15 protein-coding genes are annotated in these 16,299 nt (G+C 53.5%); 12 read left to right on the forward strand and 3 right to left on the reverse strand.

Annotation, left to right across the window (positions count from 1 at the left end):
- Positions 1-215 precede the first annotated feature (215 nt).
- From ABID47_RS14990 to ABID47_RS15005, 4 genes are all read left to right on the forward strand, one after another.
- Positions 216-803, forward strand: coding sequence for a TetR/AcrR family transcriptional regulator (locus ABID47_RS14990; RefSeq protein ID WP_354497793.1), 588 nt, complete (start codon positions 216-218; stop codon positions 801-803).
- 456 nt (positions 804-1,259) lie between these two features.
- Positions 1,260-2,444 carry an MFS transporter gene (locus tag ABID47_RS14995; protein ID WP_354497795.1) on the forward strand — a complete coding sequence of 395 codons (1,185 nt, stop codon included), beginning with the start codon at positions 1,260-1,262 and terminating at the stop codon, positions 2,442-2,444.
- Between the two features lie 165 nt (positions 2,445-2,609).
- Positions 2,610-2,822 (forward strand): hypothetical protein, encoded by a 213-nt coding sequence (locus tag ABID47_RS15000; protein ID WP_076167490.1) that lies wholly within the window; start codon positions 2,610-2,612, stop codon positions 2,820-2,822.
- 225 nt (positions 2,823-3,047) lie between these two features.
- A complete protein-coding gene (locus ABID47_RS15005) occupies positions 3,048-3,596 on the forward strand; it encodes an NADPH-dependent FMN reductase (protein WP_354497797.1) in 549 nt (182 codons plus the stop codon).
- 205 nt (positions 3,597-3,801) lie between these two features.
- On the opposite strand, the gene ABID47_RS15010 is transcribed toward ABID47_RS15005, so the two are convergent.
- Positions 3,802-4,677 (reverse strand): LysR family transcriptional regulator, encoded by an 876-nt coding sequence (locus ABID47_RS15010; RefSeq protein WP_354497799.1) that lies wholly within the window; start codon positions 4,675-4,677, stop codon positions 3,802-3,804.
- 117 nt (positions 4,678-4,794) lie between these two features.
- Here ABID47_RS15010 and dapA point away from each other — a divergent pair, with 117 nt between their 5' ends.
- On the forward strand, positions 4,795-5,694 hold the full coding sequence (gene dapA, locus ABID47_RS15015) for a 4-hydroxy-tetrahydrodipicolinate synthase (protein ID WP_354497801.1): 900 nt from the start codon (positions 4,795-4,797) through the stop codon (positions 5,692-5,694).
- A gap of 73 nt (positions 5,695-5,767) precedes the next feature.
- Here the strand turns inward: dapA and ABID47_RS15020 are convergent, their stop codons facing one another.
- A complete protein-coding gene (locus tag ABID47_RS15020; protein ID WP_354497803.1) occupies positions 5,768-6,301 on the reverse strand; it encodes a GNAT family N-acetyltransferase in 534 nt (177 codons plus the stop codon).
- Between the two features lie 388 nt (positions 6,302-6,689).
- Between ABID47_RS15020 and ABID47_RS15025 the strand changes: the two genes are divergently transcribed.
- The 4 genes from ABID47_RS15025 (at position 6,690) to ABID47_RS15040 (ending at position 10,704) form a co-directional block, all read left to right on the forward strand.
- Positions 6,690-7,649, forward strand: coding sequence for an AAA family ATPase (locus ABID47_RS15025; RefSeq protein ID WP_354497805.1), 960 nt, complete (start codon positions 6,690-6,692; stop codon positions 7,647-7,649).
- Between the two features lie 12 nt (positions 7,650-7,661).
- On the forward strand, positions 7,662-8,294 hold the full coding sequence (locus tag ABID47_RS15030; protein ID WP_354497807.1) for an RNA ligase family protein: 633 nt from the start codon (positions 7,662-7,664) through the stop codon (positions 8,292-8,294).
- Positions 8,295-8,598: 304 nt separating this feature from the next.
- Positions 8,599-9,405, forward strand: coding sequence for a hypothetical protein (locus ABID47_RS15035; RefSeq protein WP_354497809.1), 807 nt, complete (start codon positions 8,599-8,601; stop codon positions 9,403-9,405).
- A 48-nt stretch (positions 9,406-9,453) separates the two neighbouring features.
- A complete protein-coding gene (locus tag ABID47_RS15040; protein ID WP_354497811.1) occupies positions 9,454-10,704 on the forward strand; it encodes an MFS transporter in 1,251 nt (416 codons plus the stop codon).
- 209 nt (positions 10,705-10,913) lie between these two features.
- Here ABID47_RS15040 and ABID47_RS15045 read toward each other — a convergent pair whose 3' ends face one another.
- Positions 10,914-11,972 carry a 2,3-butanediol dehydrogenase gene (locus ABID47_RS15045; protein ID WP_354497813.1) on the reverse strand — a complete coding sequence of 353 codons (1,059 nt, stop codon included), beginning with the start codon at positions 11,970-11,972 and terminating at the stop codon, positions 10,914-10,916.
- A gap of 325 nt (positions 11,973-12,297) precedes the next feature.
- Between ABID47_RS15045 and ABID47_RS15050 the strand changes: the two genes are divergently transcribed.
- The 3 genes from ABID47_RS15050 (at position 12,298) to ABID47_RS15060 (ending at position 16,273) form a co-directional block, all read left to right on the forward strand.
- Positions 12,298-13,323: a LacI family DNA-binding transcriptional regulator gene (locus ABID47_RS15050; protein WP_076167468.1), complete on the forward strand. Its 1,026-nt coding sequence runs from the start codon at positions 12,298-12,300 to the stop codon at positions 13,321-13,323.
- A 42-nt stretch (positions 13,324-13,365) separates the two neighbouring features.
- Positions 13,366-14,427: a suppressor of fused domain protein gene (locus ABID47_RS15055; RefSeq protein WP_354498765.1), complete on the forward strand. Its 1,062-nt coding sequence runs from the start codon at positions 13,366-13,368 to the stop codon at positions 14,425-14,427.
- 175 nt (positions 14,428-14,602) lie between these two features.
- Positions 14,603-16,273 carry a DUF6138 family protein gene (locus ABID47_RS15060; protein WP_354497816.1) on the forward strand — a complete coding sequence of 557 codons (1,671 nt, stop codon included), beginning with the start codon at positions 14,603-14,605 and terminating at the stop codon, positions 16,271-16,273.
- The last annotated feature ends 26 nt before the right edge of the window (positions 16,274-16,299 follow it).

Here is a 16,299-nt window from a genome sequence, read left to right on the forward strand (position 1 = left end):
CCGTTTGGCGATAATGTTCGAATCACGGCTGTTCCAGTAGTCGAACTGCGTTCGGAAATTTATGCTATAGGAAAACGCTCTTGGGTGCAACGCATGTTTGGTGTCGTTTTTGTGACGGAATGGATATTATTAGAAAAATAATATTTGACAGAACAGTACAGAATTGATTAAGCTAAGAATCAATCCAATCAAACCTACGAAAGGGATGCCTAAACATGAGTAAAAGCGGTAGACCCCGTGAGTTCAAAGACACAGCCGTCATCGATGCCGCTGTGGAGGTGTTTTGGTCACAGGGATACGGGGCCTGCTCGACAGACGATTTATGCAAGGAAACCGGGCTCGGCAGAGGAAGCCTGTATAATGCCTTCGGGAGCAAGCATGAGCTGTATGAGCAGGCGCTGATCCGGTACCATCAGGTGGGGATTGAGGCGCAATTGGAAATCCTGAACACCGACGCTCCGGTAAAGGAGCGGCTGCAAGAGCTGTTGGAATGGGAAATCCGGGAGGGCTCGACAGCCAAGGACCGTGGATGTTTGCTTATTAACGCGTCGGTAGAGCGTGGAAAGACTGACCCGACTGTTGAGCGGATCTTCAAACAGCATGTGGCGCTGCTGGAGCAGGCTCTCGAGAAAACGATTCGCGAAGGGCAGTCCGCCGGCGAAATTTCCAGTGAACGGGATACATCGGAGCTGACGGCTCTGTTCCTCAGCTGCTGTTATGGCCTGCGTGTGATTTATCCGGGGACCATGAACCGTGCGTTGGCCCGGCAGATTATTGACGGCACGCTTGCGGCCATTTTTTAGCAGAATCTATTATATAGTCTATCTAGATCATTGTTTGCTGTTGTGTTCGTATTAGAGCTGCCGCTTTGCGCTGGACGATGTTCACGCGATTGGCGCGGCTGTGTTTTTTGAATAATTTTGTACTGGTTGTTACAAAAGTGGGATGTAAAATGAGCCGCAAAGTTATAACCGATTGAAAAATGGAGGTGAGGCATAAGCAAGGATGTGAGCAAGAGGAAATACAGTTATGACACAGAGCAGCTGCAGAGGAGACATAGAGGGCTTACAGAAGATGAGAGGATTTGCAGAGGAGATGGAGAGGACATACAAGGGAGATACAGTGGATCTGCAAAGGAAGTACAGAGGAGCATCAGTGGAGAAACCTAGCTGAGATAACAAGATAAGAAGCTCAAGAGATCCCTGCGCCTAATTTTGTACTAATTGTTACAAAAATATTGGATAAAGGAGCTGTTTGCATTGCCGCTTGCGATTTATGTATTGGGACTGATGATTTTCTCCATGACGACTTCCGAATTTATGGTGGCGGGAATCATGCCGTCGCTATCTGATGAGTTTGGGGTATCTGTCGCCGCCATCGGATATCTGATATCCGCTTATGCTGCGGGGATGATTATCGGCGGGCCTCTGTTGACAGTCGGATTGTTAAAAGTGCCGCGCAAAAAAGCCTTCCTTGCATTGTCCACCGTGTTTCTGATTGGGCAGACGTTGGGAGCGCTCGCGCCGAACTATGAACTTATGATGGCGGCCCGGATTATTTCCGGGGTTGCCTCGTCGGCCTGCTTCGGCGTGTCCATCGCGATTGCGCTCACCTTGGTTCGTCCGGAAGCAAGTGGCCGTGCCGCCTCGATCGTCCTTGGCGGATTGATGGTCGCAACCGCCGTCGGGCTGCCCGCCGCCATGCTGTTCGACCAGTATCTCGGCTGGCGGGCGAGCTTCTGGGCCGTCGTCTTCCTTGTGCTGATTTCGGGAATAATGGGTCTCCTGCTGATCCCGAAATCACCCGAGGAAGAGGCTGAATCGATCAGTCTCCGCGGCGAACTCGCTGCATTTAAGAACCGGCATTTATGGGCTGCCTTCGCAACCAGCATGCTGATCATCGGGGCGACGTTTGCGGCATTCAGTTACTTTTCACCTATACTTACCGATGTAGCGGGTTTCAGCGCATCCATGGTGCCGCTTCTACTCGGGGTTTACGGGGTGGCAACGGTCATCGGCAACACCATCACCGGCAGACTGGCCGATCGGTACATGATGCCGATTATGACCATCGGCCTAGTCATGCTTACGGGCGCGCTGCTCATGTTCGGCCTATTTGCCGCACACCAGGTCGTTGCGGTTATCGCCGTCATCGTGATCGGCCTGGTCGGGGTATCCATGAATCCTCCCATGGTGACCCGAGTGGCCAGAGCTTCGAACGGTGGCTCGCTCGTCAATACGTTCCACGTCTCGGTCGTCAATTTCGGCATTGTCGTTGGTTCCACTATTGGCGGGCTGACGATCGATCATGGCTACGGCCTGGCATCACCGTTGTGGGTTGGTGCGGTTCTGGCCGTGCTTGGCCTGCTGTCGCTGATTCCATATTTGAAAAAGACCCCGGCTCCAGCTGATTCTGCAGCGGTTCCGGAAAAAACCTGTGCGTAAGCGTGAAGAACTGGTCCGGTTACGTTGTCTGAGCCTGCAGGTTCCTGCTTCCATCGTTCCTAACGGCTTCAGCCATTTCCATTTATGTCATGAACGGCTACAATAAAGGAAGAGCGAGCACCCGTGATCGTATCTAATTCATATCCAAAGGAGAACCCGTAATTCATGGCAACGATTCGAGAGCTTCTGACGGAAGCGGATCTGCAGGAGGCCGAGCGCAGGAAGCTTCCCATACGCGTATTTAAAGATGACCATTTGATCGATTCAGATACGCGGATCATCCGGTTCACCGACTCCACGGTGATTACCCAGTCCGGTGTGAGTGATGTTACTTACCACTCGCGTAAAGAATGCCAATTTTATGAGATCCGCAAATAGATCCGATTACACTGCCAGATAAACGCTTAGGCAGAGCCACCAGTGCTCTGCACAGGCGTTTGTTTTTTTTTGCATCAACCACCCATAGACCGAAATATATATAGCCATGCCGGAATTGATATTATCTTTCGTCTTCAAGCCGCTATAAGATAAAAGTACCGGTCCGGGTTTACAGGCAGGTTACAGGACACGCGGAAATTTATGAATATGGGGAGAGATCTAGAAATGGAACAATCACACTTGAATATTGGAATCATCCTCGGCAGCACTAGGGAAGGGCGGGTCAGCCCGCAGGTCGGAACATGGCTCAAGGAGCTGGCCGACGGGCGTGGAGATGCGGAGTACCACCTGATCGATTTGGCGGATTATCCGCTGCCGTTCCTCGGACATCCTGGCGGAGAGGACGCCATCCAAAACTGGGCCGCGGTCATCGGCCGCATGGACGGATTTGTGTTCGTCACCGCGGAGTATAATCACAGCATTTCCGGTGTATTGAAAAATGCGATCGACCTGCTGCGGGATGAGTGGGGGAATAAAGCGGCAGGCATCGTGAGCTACGGGTCTACTGGAGGCGCACGGGCGGCCGAGCATCTGCGCGGCATTCTTGGGGAGCTGAACGTGGCGGACGTCCGCATTCACCCGACACTGTCGCTCTTTACCGATTTCGAAAGCTTTAGAACCTTCAAGCCGGCCGAGCTGCATCATAAAAATGTCAACGGCATGCTGGATCAAGTGATTGCCTGGTCCACGGCTTTAAAGACGATTCGGTCATAATCATATCCAATTGATTATAGTGAAAAACGCACAAGGAAGCGATTGGACGCTGCCTGAGTGCGTTTTTTTTGCTGTATCCTCGAAAGTTAAAGGAATTCGCCGCGCTCAGGTGATCATGGAGTATTGGGTGCCGGGAACATGGAGATCGACTTGCTGCGGACGGCTTACAGCTCGGTCTGGGGAATAGTGAACAGCCAAGATGGGCTTACGGCGACTTCTTGACCAACTCGATAAAATCACCGAGTGCCCGGGAGATCCACTTCTTCGGATGGGTCATCAGCTGCAGGCTGAGCCGCAGATCGGGATGGTTGAAGGGAAGTGGGGCGAGCAGCCCTCTGCGGATTTCATCGTCTGCCGCCATGCGGGGCAAGAGGGAGATTCCTGAGCCCGCCATGACGCAGCGTTTGATCGCTTCGGGGTTTCCCAGCTCCAAGCCGAGCCGGCATGGGATTCCATGCTGCTTCAGAAGCTTCTCCAGCATCACCCGGTAATTACAGGTTTCTTCCGGCAGAATCCACTCGGCATCATACAGATCTTGAAGACGGATGATCTCTCGATCTGCCAGGGGATGTCCCGGCCCTGCAATGAGAACGAGCGGTTCCTCGCGGACCGTCTGCCAATGAAGCGCCGGATCCTCCGGTTCGTTATCGAGAATCAGGCCGATGTCCAAATCTCCCTCTTTGACCCTCTGGACGAGAAGGTCCTCCCGGTCCGTCCATAATCGGATGGACAATCCCTCGTACTGCTTGCGCAGCTGTTGGACCAGCGGGGGAAGAAAGTAAGCGGCGAGGGAATCCATCGTTCCGACGGAGATCGTGCCGCCTCCCTCGGTCCGAAGCTTCTCCTTCGATTCATCGAACAAATCAAGCATTTGTACCGTAAGTTTAAGCAGCTCTTCCCCGGAGGAGGTCAGCCGAACCCCCTTGCCGAAACGTTCGAACAGCTGCGTATCGTATGCTTTCTCCAGCTTCTGTATTTGCGCCGTTACACTCGACTGCGCATATCCCAGCTCTTCGGCCGCCCGGGTAAAGCTTTTGCGGTGCGCGACCTCGCGAAAGGTATGAAAGTACGTCAGGTCCATGCTATTCATCTCCATGCTATCAATATTATCGATGATGCTCATCAACTATTATAGATAACACTGATAATAATTCCTATGCTAAATTAGAGGCACAACCTATAGAGGAGGTCATCAAAAATGATCGGAAGAGATGAACTGCATGGCGTTTTGGTTCCTGTGGTCACGCCATTTTTGCCAAGCGGAGAGCTTGATTTGGCATCATACACCCGTTATGTGGAAAAGCTGGCTGAGCATCATATCAACGGCTTGATCATAAACGGGACGACTGGAGAGGCCCCGACGGTACGCTGGGACGAAGTCGTACAGCTCACCCGGGCCACGCAGCAGATTTTGAAAGAAAAGCATCGAAGCATCCCGGTGATCATCGGAACGGGAACCAACGACACGTTGACGACCATACAGCGGACGGAGCAGGCTGCCGCCTTGGGGGCGGATGCAGTCCTCGTTGTGGTTCCCTATTACAGTAAACCGTCGCAGGAAGGGATCATTGAGCATTTTCGCCGTGTGACCGAAGTCGGTGTACCGGTTATTGCTTATGAGATCCCTGCCCGTACCGGGGTCCGCTTAACGATGCATACGGCCAAAACCATTATGGAGATGGAAGGTGTGATCGGTATGAAAGACAGCTCCGACGGCCTGGAACTGGTTACCGAGTTGACTCGTCAAGATGCGGGGGCGGTGTTATGCGGTGACGACCTGTACTACCATGCCAAGCTCAGCCAAGGGGCGAGCGGGGGAATTCTGGCTTCGGCCAACTTGTACACAGATATCTTTATTGAGGTCCATGACCTGGTGCAAAAGGGGAGGGTTATGGAAGGCAAACGATCTTTTGACCGTGTCGTCCCGCTCATCCGCAAACTGTTCCAGGAACCGAATCCCGCTCCGATCAAATGGGTGCTGGCTAATCAGGGTGTGATTGCTTCAGATCACCTTCGGCTGCCGATGACTCGTATATCCCAGCCGCTCCAGAAAGAACTGGCCCAACTGCTGACAGGCATCGAAGCAGCGCTTAACTAATACCACGGACGTTAGCAGGGAGGCGGCCTCCATCCTTCAAAGGATGGGCGATGGCCGCTTTCTTGCTTCCGTATCAGACGCCCGATTCCAGATCCAAGCGCCAGTCATTGCAGTGCATAAAGCTGCCTTTCGGGTACTCAAAATCACATTCCCCCATGAAAGCGAAGCCGAGCTTCCGGCAAATCGCATTGGAACCCGGGTTATCCACGGACGGAAAAGCGTGCATAAATCGGTGCTTCTTCTGCTGTTTCGCCTGCTCGATCACAGCTGCTGTCGCGGCCGATGCAATGCCCCGCTGCTGAAAGGAAGGCAGGACGCCCCAGCCGATCTCATAAATGGTAGATCCCTGCCAACCACTCTCCCAAAATCCCGCATTGCCTATTGGCACCGGATGATCTGCCAGCCATATGCTATACATGCAGCCGCTCCCGAGGGACTGAACCTTAACATATCGCTTATGGCGCTTCTCAACCTGCTCGTCACTTTCCGGGCCGCCCAGATGTTCCAGCATCTCTGGAACATTCAAACGATAGAGCAGCTCCAAATGCAAATGGTCTTCCGACCAGGGCCTGATCTGTACTTGTGAACCCGCCGCATGATTTCCCATGGATGGTTATCCTCCTCGAATATAATCATGGATGAAACTCGGAATAAGAACCTATGTTCCTACTATATATTAAATAAATGGAAGTGTCATGTTTTTTTATACAATACCCAATGCAGGGTATAAAGACCTGTTATCCGGATGCGTCCAAGGTCCTGTGTGCTTTGCGTGCAGGATCCCATATAATTGAAGAGAGCGCCTCCTTCATCAGGAACCCGGCCGGTTTTCGGGGAAGGGCTTTTTTTGTTGCACTCATGGTCCACGGACCATCGGGTAAAAGTCAACAAGCACGCTTCATGCGGGATCAATGGGGTGTCCGGTGTTGAATGGAAGGTGACTATCAAGAGGATGGTGAAGGAAATGAACCATTTATGGAAGGGAGGTGATAACGATGAGTACGATTCACATGCTGGTCGGCATTCCAGGAAGCGGCAAAAGCTTCTATGCCAAAAATCTGTGCAAGCGTGAGCGGGCCGTGGCGGTTTCGACCGATTCCATCCGGGAGCGGCTGTTCGGCAGCGAGTCCAGGCAAAAAAATTCGTATCTGGTGTTTGACGAGGCTTTTGCCGAAATAGACCGTCTGCTCGGGGAGGGCCGAAGTGTCGTATTTGACGCAACCAACGTGAGCCGCGACCGCCGTGTAAAGTTTCTGAAGAAATTCAAGGATGTGCCCGTCGAAGGCCATGTGTGTGATACGCCGTATGCGACGGCCAGGCAGCGGGCGGGGACGCGCAAACGCCGGATCGACGACGCAGTGCTGACGAAATTTGCCAAAAACTTCGAGTTTCCGGTCATGGCCGAAGGCTTTCAAGCGCTGCATATCGTGCACAGCTCAGAGGATGTGAAGCTGGACAGAATCCAATTGGAAAACCTGCTCGCAGAACGCCCAGGTCACGATGAGCTTTTTGCCTATTTAAGCGCCTCCCCGCATTTTTCTGTCATGCTTGGGTACGACCAGGAGAATCCCTATCACTCCAAAACCTTGTCTGAGCACACCTACGCCGTGCTTGCCTATATCAATGCGCAGTACGAAGGGGATGACCTGCTGGCGATGCAGTATGCGGCGCTGTTTCACGATGCGGGCAAACCGTTCTGTAAGGTGTGGAAGGAAACCCGCGGCTATTACTCCTATTTCGGCCACGAGCATGTCTCTGCGGCCATTGCCTGTCATGTACTGAAGGAGCTCGGATATGACGAGGCATTTGTGTTGAAGGTGGTGCATATGGTCAGCTTTCATATGGAAATTCTTCACGGGGGAGACGCAGGAGCGTCAAACATTTATCATTTGCTTGGCGGGGATCTGCTGGCCGGGTTGTATTTTTTCGCGGAAGCGGACACGAACGGCAAATAAAGAGGTGGTTTCATGAAAATCAAATATCCGAAAACGATGCATCTTCCCTGGTCACGAGGATACACCGATGATGACAAAATATTGCGAAGCACGGACCATTTCGTGGGAAAAGAAGTGGTGATCACCGAGAAAATGGACGGCGAGAACACCACGATGTACCCGGATTTCATTCACGCGAGATCGCTGGACAGCAAGGATCATCCTTCCCGGCATTACGTCAAAACGCTGCACGGCGGCATCAGGTACTTGATTCCGGAAGGGTATCGTCTCTGCGGGGAAAATGTGTACGCCAAGCATTCGCTCGCTTACGATGCGCTGCCTGGATACTTTATGCTGTTCTCGGTGTGGAATGAGCAGAACCTGTGCCTTTCCTGGGATGAGACGGAAATCTGGGCGGATCGGCTTGGAATACCTACGGTGCCGCTGCTGTACAGGGGCATTTGGGACGAAGAAGCAGCCAAACGGTGCTACACGAAAAAGTCCTGCTGCGGCGGGGAACAGGAAGGGTATGTGGTGAGGCTGGCATCGTCTTTCCCTTACGAGCAGTTCAGGCAAAGCCTGGCCAAATTCGTGCGGAACAATCATGTCCAAACGGATGAGCACTGGCTCAGCAGACCGGTCGAGCCGAACGGACTTCAATCGTGAGCTGCTGAAGCAGGGGCACAAGCAATGTAAGCTGAGGAGCTTTATGTACAGAGTGTAAGCATGATCTAGATTACTTTAGCGGTGCAGTTTAGGAGCTATATTTGTTGTTTATAGAAAGATAAAATGGATATGAAAGGTGGAGTTGGTCATGTAATTCTCAAGCAGAAGTACCCACATCGGAGGAATTTGACGAGTCCAGAAATTATATTTTTTTGAGCTTTAGCTTTGAATACATATTTGAATACATATATAGAAGATTTAGAATGAGTAAAAAATGCGAACATTCTATCATGGAGGGAACGGTATGCCGGGGTGTGCAGGAGTTGCACTGTATCATACGGAACGGATTGGGGCAATGCAGGCTTTTGCCGCCGGGGAGGCTTTTTTTGAGAAGATCGACATGGCGGTAACAGGGACGAGTTACTATGAGCTTTTGGAGCACGGAGATCATGAAGGCGATCACGATCTGGTGGAAACCTCCCCGGAGCAATTACGGGCGAAAATCGGCACTGGAGAGGCTGAAGCCTTCTGGATGTACAGCCAGCAGCGCGGAACTTTGCCATGGGACGCCGCTTTTACTTATCATACGAGCGGATACGGCAGTTTCCCGCATATCGCCGCTTTTTGCGACAGCCCTCCGGAAGACACATATTCCGTTCTCAAAGAATGGCTGCGCCATATGGCAGAACAGTTCACCTTTCCTTATGCAATCATATACGAGGCGAGAAAAATGACGGATGCGATGAGCTACGCCGCAGGGGACAACGGAAAAACCGCATTCCCTTATGAAAAAGCGTTTGCTTTCAACAAGGAGACCCCCGCCTTATACGACGGACAAGCCCGCTATACCGGCAGCAAGCTGAGAATGGTTTACCCTGCCAATGTACTGAACGGCGAGCATCTCAACATCGGGATTGCGGGGACGAATCTGGAAAACTGGATACAGAGCAGCCATGATCATGGTATACTTTACCGGGTGGGCGAAGAACGGTGGATGTGGGAAGTCGACCCAGCGAAACTTGAACAGGTGAATCAAATCTGTGGAGAGGCGGGTGCCTTGATCGCCTGGCAGCCCCAGCAGTCGAAGAAACCGCGGCGCAAGCTGCCTTAATCGCATCGATCACACTCATTTACATTTCATCAGGACCCGGAGGATGGTATGTCACGACCTTTATTCCCGCGCTTAAAAGGAAACAGCAGGGGCTGTCTCGCCTTTGAGCCTTTTTTTCTTATTCCGTACAGTATGGTGAGCACCTACGCGACGCTGTATATGTACGAGCTTGGCATCGCCGAAACCAGCATCGGCTGGATCACTTCGATCGGCCTGATCGTTCAGGTGTTTTCATCGTTTATCAGCGGTTATTTGACCGACCGGATGGGCCGCAAATCGGCCATCCTGTATTTTGACATGTTCAGCTGGAGTCTGGCCACCATCCTGTGGGCGGTTTCGCACAATGTGTGGTTCTTCCTCACGGCGGCGCTCGTCAACGGGTTTCAGCGCGTGCCGCATACCGCGTTTTACTGCTTGATCGTCGAGGATACGAAGCCCGCCGACCGGACTTACGTCTTTACGCTGCTGCAGATTATTAGCGTGATCGGGGGCCTGTTCGCTCCGCTCGGCGGACTGCTGGTGGATCATTACGGCCTTGTGTCCGGCACGCGCATCATGTACGTGCTTGCGTTCCTGATGATGACGTTTCAGTTCGTGGGGCGGCATCTGACGACGCGTGAAACCGAAATCGGCCAGAGAAAGATGCGAGAAACCCGCGATCTCGGGCTGAAGGAAAGCCTGATCGATTATGGCGGGGCGATTCGCGACATTGTAACGAGCAATTCGCTCATGCTGATCTTTAGCGTATACATTTTGTTCAACTTCCAGGCCACGATGAAAACGACGTATCTGTCGCTGTACATGGCGGATTACCTGCATGTGGACAGCGGGCTGATTTCCCTGTTCCCGGCGGTGTCCTCCGTCATTATGCTGCTGACGCTGTGGCTGCTGATGCCAAAAATTCCGGAGCACGCGGCGAACCGCTCGATGATGGCCGGTTTCATTCTATCGGTCGCTTCAAACGTCATGCTGGTGCTGTGGCCGACGTCGAACCTGGTCTGGATCGGGCTAAGCACGATTTTGGCCGCCGTAGGGCTGATGATCAGCTCGCCCTATTTGGAAGCAGCCGTGCAGAACGCGATCGACGATGACAAACGGGCAAAAGTGTTCTCCATGCTGTCCGTGCTGATCCTGCTGCTTACGTCTCCGGCAGGCATTATCGGCGGTTGGGCGTACAAGCTCGATCCGCGGATTCCCGTGTGGCTTGTGGCGGCTGCGTTCGCAGGCGCCGTTCTTCTGATGATGCTGCATCATCGGCGGGAGAAGAGCCAAGAGACGCAGGCTGCGCTTCGGCAATAAGGCTAACATAACAAAGATCCCCTGCCGTATGTTCGGCAAAGGGATCTTTTTTGAAGAGATCAGAAAGTTTAAGTTTCGGAGGCTCCGCTTCCTGATCTCGCAAGAAAAACTTCCTTTAGACGCGGTCTGTCTTCATTGAAGGTACGTCGATAGACGTTTTTCTTATTCGTTATGAAAAGCACCTAGGGTGCAGTAATATTCGCAGTCGGTTATTTGGACGGTTGTGGCGATACCAAAATTTTGACTTGGCTTTTCTCTTTCAGCAGCGCCTCAAAACCCTGTTCGACGATCTCGCTTAAATCAATGCGCTTCGTAACGAGCTTATCGGCCGCGAAATAGCCCTGCTGCATCAGGCTGATTACAGCCGGGAACACGTCCCGGTAACCGATGATGCCGGCGATATTGCGTTCCTGCATGACGATCTGGTTCGGATGGATCGGGGCTTCCCGTTCGAAAATGCTGACAATCATAATTTGACCGCTGATTTTCGTCGATTGAATCGCTTGGTTCAGGACAGCCGGGACGCCTGTAACTTCATAGGCAACGTCCGCGCCGCCTTCGGTGAGGCGATGGATTTCTTGGACGACGTCAACGTCTGCAGGGTTGAGCGCGATGGCCCCTAGCTCCTGCGCTTTGCTCCGCCGCTCAGGCGATAGTTCCACGGCGTAGATTTCCGCAGCACCCGACGCTTTCAGCGCTTCGATGACAAGCAGGCCGATCGGCCCCGCCCCGAATACGACCGCGCGGTCGCCCACCTTGAAGCGGCTGGAACGGACGGCGTACAGCGCAACTGCCGACGGCTCGACCAAAGCGCCCTGCTCGTAGGAAACGCTGTCCGGAATATGATGAACCATATGCTCATCGGCCGCCACGTATTCGGAGAAGCCGCCCCCGCCGCCGGCGAGTCCCAGGAAGCCCATTTTTTCGCAGAGGTTATATTTTCCCTGCTTGCAGGCGGCACAATGTCCGCAGGCGAACACGGGCTCCACGACGACCCGGTCGCCGGCTTTGAAGCGGGTCACGCCTTCGCCGACTTCCACAACCTGGCCGGAAAATTCATGTCCCATCACGACCGGGGCTTTCTCACCGGTTAATGGATGAGGCGCACCCTCCGGAATGAATATCGGCCCGGCTGCGTATTCATGCAGGTCACTTCCGCAGATGCCGCACCATTCCACCTTGATTTTGACCTTACCTTGGAGGGCCGAAGGCTCCTCAATCGTTTCCACGCGCAAATCTTTCACGCCATGCCATCTCAATGCTTGCATGAATCCGTCATCTCCCTATCAGGCAGTAAATAATATGGTGAGCGATATATCGAAAAATAGGAAACGTTTCCGATCCATATGATGTCACATTCTATTCTGCGTGTCAAATCATTTTTTAGGGCTAAAGCGGGTGTTTTTAACCATGTTGCGAATGGAAGATTTACATGTCTATGTCGTAGAAATAAGCTGTGATTGTGCAGCGAATGCAGCGTCAGGCGGCTAAGCAGGGGCATCGGTATGGCGGGGTATGTTATAATATATACTGAAAAAGAAAAAAATGTCTTCCGGATAGGAAACGATTCCGAATTGAGAGGGATTAATTCGCATGTCCAACAAGAAAAAGGTGACCATTGAGGACGTCGCCAAGCAGGCAGGTGTCGGCATCGCCACCGTGTCCAGGGCGCTCAACAACAGCGGGGGAATCAGCGAAAAGACGAAGGCGAGGATCATGCAGGTGATCGATGAAATGGGCTTTGTCCCCAACACATCGGCCCAAAGCCTCAAAATCCGCCAAACCCACCAGATCGCGCTTGCCGTGCCGGACATCCGCAACGCGATCATTCCGGATATCGCCTGGTCGGTAGAACAAGCCGCCAAGCAGCATGGATACCGGGTGGTGCAGATTAATACGCTTGGCAACGCCCGTCTGGAGCTGGAGACGCTGCGGGAGATCAAGAAGCTTCATGTGGACGGCCTCGTCCTGATGCCGCTGGCGTATCCCAAGCAGTTGGAAAGCCTGATTAACCAGGCCAGCATCCCGGTATCCGTCATCAATTACGGCAAGAAGCTCAGCCCGGATCTAAAGGCGGATATCGTGGGGCTCGCCCGCCAGGAAGGAAGGCTGGTCATGGAGCATCTGCTCCAGATCGGACGGGCACGGATTGCTTACGCAGGCGCGCCCAAGGACAAAATTGAAGAACGGTACCTGGCATACGAACAGTCGCTTAGGCATGTCGATGCTTCGCTGGTTTATTTCGGGGAAGATTTTTCGTTTGAGACCGGACGCCAGGCGGCCGATTATTTTTACAGCCTGAAACATATGCCGGACGCGATTTACGCCGTCAACGACATGGTGGCGATCGGGATCGTTAACCGCTTCAAGGAGCTTGGTATCCGGGTACCGCAGGATGTGGCGGTGGTCGGCATCGACAACAACTTGTGGGCGACCGTAACCACTCCGCAAATCAGCTCGGTGTCCATCATGGGCAGCGAAGTCGGCCGGCTGGCGGCAGAGCTGCTGCTGAAGCGGATCCAGTCGCACAATCCGCCGGATTATGAGCGGGTGGAGTTTGAGCCGCGTCTCATCGTGAGGGAATCCAGCGTTTCAATGACGCAGTATTCGAATAAATAACATAAGTAAATGCTTCGGCACACATGGGAAGGGGACAGGATGATGAACGAAGAAATCGGCGCACCGGGTTGGGACGCCATCGACCAGGAGCTTGAAAGATTATACGGCAGTCAGGAGCCAAAGCATTACGGAACGCTCATTTCGTATGCGCTCGGCGGCCAGGATCCGCTCGACGGAATCAGCGCCTACAAAGCGGAATCGCCGATTCCGCATTGGCATTTTGTCACGTACGGCTTCTCGGAATTGTATGAAAAAGAGTCGGAGGACCAGGAGGTTAGCGGGTTCGGCTTTGAGCTGACATTCCGGCTGCAGCGGGATGCCGATGAGGAGGAGCCGCCGGCGTGGGCTTTGAACCTGCTGCAAAATATGGGCAGGTACGTGTTTGGCAGCGGAAACGTGTTCCGTTCGGGCGATTATCTGGATGCCAACGGGCCGATCTGCCTCGGAGCCGACACGCAGCTGACGGCCTTGGCTTTTGCTGAAGATCCGGAGCTGCCCGCGATCCAGACGCCGAATGGCCAGGTCGAGTTTTTGGAGATGACCGGCATTACGGGAGATGAGCTCGAAGCGATGCAAACCTGGAATACGCTGGGCGTTCTCGGGGCTGCCGAGGAGCATATTCCCTATTACATAACGGATTTAACCCGTGGCTCCCTGCTGCGCATTCCACCCGTCGCGGAGAAAATCCGGCAGGGCGCGGAAGCGGAAGGATCCAGCACCGGATTTTTGTTTGTAGATCAGCTGGCCTGGGAACCGGGAAAGAGCGGTTGGTTCAGCAAGCAGCCTTCCGTCGTGAAAATGGGAGCCAAGCAGGCCGGAATTATTGCCAAGCTGCTGCTTGGCCGGATTTTAAAGGGCCGTTCGCTCACGCTCGTCGGACCTGACACCCGCGTCGTCTTTGAGCCCGGGCAGAAGCCGGAGCTGAAAGCCGAGGGAGGCGAGGTGCGAATTGCGCTGGACGATCAAGCCGCTTCTGAGCTGAGCCGTTTGCTGGCACCGAAGGAAAGCGTCGTTCCGCTGCCTTTTGTGAAGGGGGCTGCTATCCAGATCGTGAAGACGCAGATCAAGGACAGCGAAGGCAATGTAGTCAAAGTCATCGGTTAAGCAGGACCCCGCCCGCGCGGGGCTTGTTTATCATATTAGGAAGTATAAACTCCAGAGCGATTGCTTCCTAATATTGCAAGAAAAATTACCTTTAGACGCGGTCTGTCTTCTTTGAAAGTACGTCGATAGATGTTTTTCTTATGACATGGCTTAAGAAATTCGGGAGGGGAAACGATTGAACGCGAGCGTACAGTTGTTTTTGGATGAGGTGTGGTCCCTGATCAGCGGGATTTATGAGAAAGAAAGCAAGCGTATCCGTGAGATCAAGGAAGTCAGCAGGCTTCAGGCGGGCATCAAGGATTATCTTGGCGTGGCCTGGAGCAATCGCAAAGCCGGCGACGGATACGGCGTAATCAGCATCGATCTGGACCGGCCCTTTGATTGGTCCGACTCCTCGTACCGGCTAAATGCCGGGCCTTACATATGCGATATCACCGACGACTTGATCACCGGGGAGTGGCTTCCTGCATTGCGGACACGGCTTGCGGAAGCGATGAGCGCCGGGACTTACGGCCCCAGGTTTTTCGATTACCGCTTCGAAATCGTGCTCGAAATGGAGAGGGAAGAGGGATTAAGCACGTTCACCGAAGTTTTGATCGATGAGGACAAGCTCGCGGCTCAGAAACAGGAGCTCGAAGGCTTTATCCAGTCCAAAGTTTTGCGGGATCTGCCGGTACGTCCCAAGGAATTGGACGAGTTCTTCTTTGCCCGTCATCTGCTCAATTCCGATCTGTTTGAACAGCGAGAGGCACAATTAGAGCCGCTGATTGGGCGGTTGGAGGAGAAGCACGGTTCGAATCCGGACCGGCTGCTCGGGTGGGTCTCTCAATATACTTCAGCCTTTCGGGAATGGGCGGAGGAGCGTTTTTTGGTCCGTTATTTTGAGCGCACCGGGAGTTTCGGCCAAGACTGGAAGCGCAAAGATGCAGCGGACGGGGTGGTTGTGAATGAGGAAGAGCTGGACTTTTTCGTCTATGCCGCGCTGAAGGTCGGCCGCCGGGAGCCCGAGCTCCGGGCGCGGTATCTGGAATTAGCCGTTCAGCTGGGCTCGGAGAAGGCGGCCGGCTATATAAAAAACGGCAGCGGGCGCTTCCAGCACAGGTTCGAAGGCAACGCGATTCAGGCAGCCGCCAACGACGTTACGGAAACGATCGACATTCGCCTGCATGCGGAGGAAGAGGCCGCATACCGGGAAGCGCTGACGTATATAACGGGGCTGCTCTCGGAGGGGTTTCCCAAAGAGTACAAACTAAACCTGAGGAGCCCATCAAAGGACAAGCACTATCTGCCGCTGAATAAGCTGGCTAAATCGCAGCTGCACCGTTTTTTTGCCGGCGCGCTCCGGTATCCTGGCCTGCATCCGCTGATTGCCAAGTATGCCGAGACAGCCATGGAGGAATTTGCCTGGTATAAGGATGTGGAACCCGGGGAGAAGTCGGTCATGCCGGGAACCTATGCCGTTCTGGGAATAGGCCTCGTGAGCACGGAATATTTTCCGCTGCTGCGACGGTACATGGAAATAGTTGATACGGAGCACCAATCCGCTCAGGACGGGTACGCCGAAGCTTTTATCGAAGCCCACGGGCTGACCCCCGACCGGATGCCGGTGCTTGTGGCGATTCTGCTTGGAGGAAGCGATTCAGCCAAGCCGGTGAAATCCTTCGTTATCAATACACCGGATCTGGCGGACGCTCTGCTGAGTGAGCTGGAGTCCAAAAAGGATTATGAGCGGGAAACGGTGCTGCACCGGATTTTCGGAACCCGCGCCAAGCTGGCGCAGTCCGCGAGAAAAGAGACTTCTCCGATGCAAGAAAAGCTGGAGCGGTTGCTGGCATGGTATCCATAAGTCCAGTCAATACCTGAGAAAGGGGA

Source organism: Paenibacillus favisporus (assembly GCF_040545415.1).
GTDB lineage: Bacteria > Bacillota > Bacilli > Paenibacillales > Paenibacillaceae > Paenibacillus_AQ > Paenibacillus_AQ favisporus.

Excerpts from the sequence above, each read along its gene's own strand:
- ABID47_RS14990 (WP_354497793.1), top strand. The coding sequence starts at position 216 with ATGAGTAAAAGCGGTAGACCCCGTGAGTTCAAAGACACAGCCGTCATC.
- ABID47_RS15000 (WP_076167490.1), top strand. The coding sequence starts at position 2,610 with ATGGCAACGATTCGAGAGCTTCTGACGGAAGCGGATCTGCAGGAGGCC.
- ABID47_RS15005 (WP_354497797.1), top strand. The coding sequence starts at position 3,048 with ATGGAACAATCACACTTGAATATTGGAATCATCCTCGGCAGCACTAGG.
- ABID47_RS15010 (WP_354497799.1), bottom strand. The coding sequence starts at position 4,677 with ATGGACCTGACGTACTTTCATACCTTTCGCGAGGTCGCGCACCGCAAA.
- dapA (WP_354497801.1), top strand. The coding sequence starts at position 4,795 with ATGATCGGAAGAGATGAACTGCATGGCGTTTTGGTTCCTGTGGTCACG.
- ABID47_RS15020 (WP_354497803.1), bottom strand. The coding sequence starts at position 6,301 with ATGGGAAATCATGCGGCGGGTTCACAAGTACAGATCAGGCCCTGGTCG.
- ABID47_RS15025 (WP_354497805.1), top strand. The coding sequence starts at position 6,690 with ATGAGTACGATTCACATGCTGGTCGGCATTCCAGGAAGCGGCAAAAGC.
- ABID47_RS15030 (WP_354497807.1), top strand. The coding sequence starts at position 7,662 with ATGAAAATCAAATATCCGAAAACGATGCATCTTCCCTGGTCACGAGGA.
- ABID47_RS15035 (WP_354497809.1), top strand. The coding sequence starts at position 8,599 with ATGCCGGGGTGTGCAGGAGTTGCACTGTATCATACGGAACGGATTGGG.
- ABID47_RS15040 (WP_354497811.1), top strand. The coding sequence starts at position 9,454 with ATGTCACGACCTTTATTCCCGCGCTTAAAAGGAAACAGCAGGGGCTGT.
- ABID47_RS15045 (WP_354497813.1), bottom strand. The coding sequence starts at position 11,972 with ATGCAAGCATTGAGATGGCATGGCGTGAAAGATTTGCGCGTGGAAACG.
- ABID47_RS15050 (WP_076167468.1), top strand. The coding sequence starts at position 12,298 with ATGTCCAACAAGAAAAAGGTGACCATTGAGGACGTCGCCAAGCAGGCA.
- ABID47_RS15055 (WP_354498765.1), top strand. The coding sequence starts at position 13,366 with ATGAACGAAGAAATCGGCGCACCGGGTTGGGACGCCATCGACCAGGAG.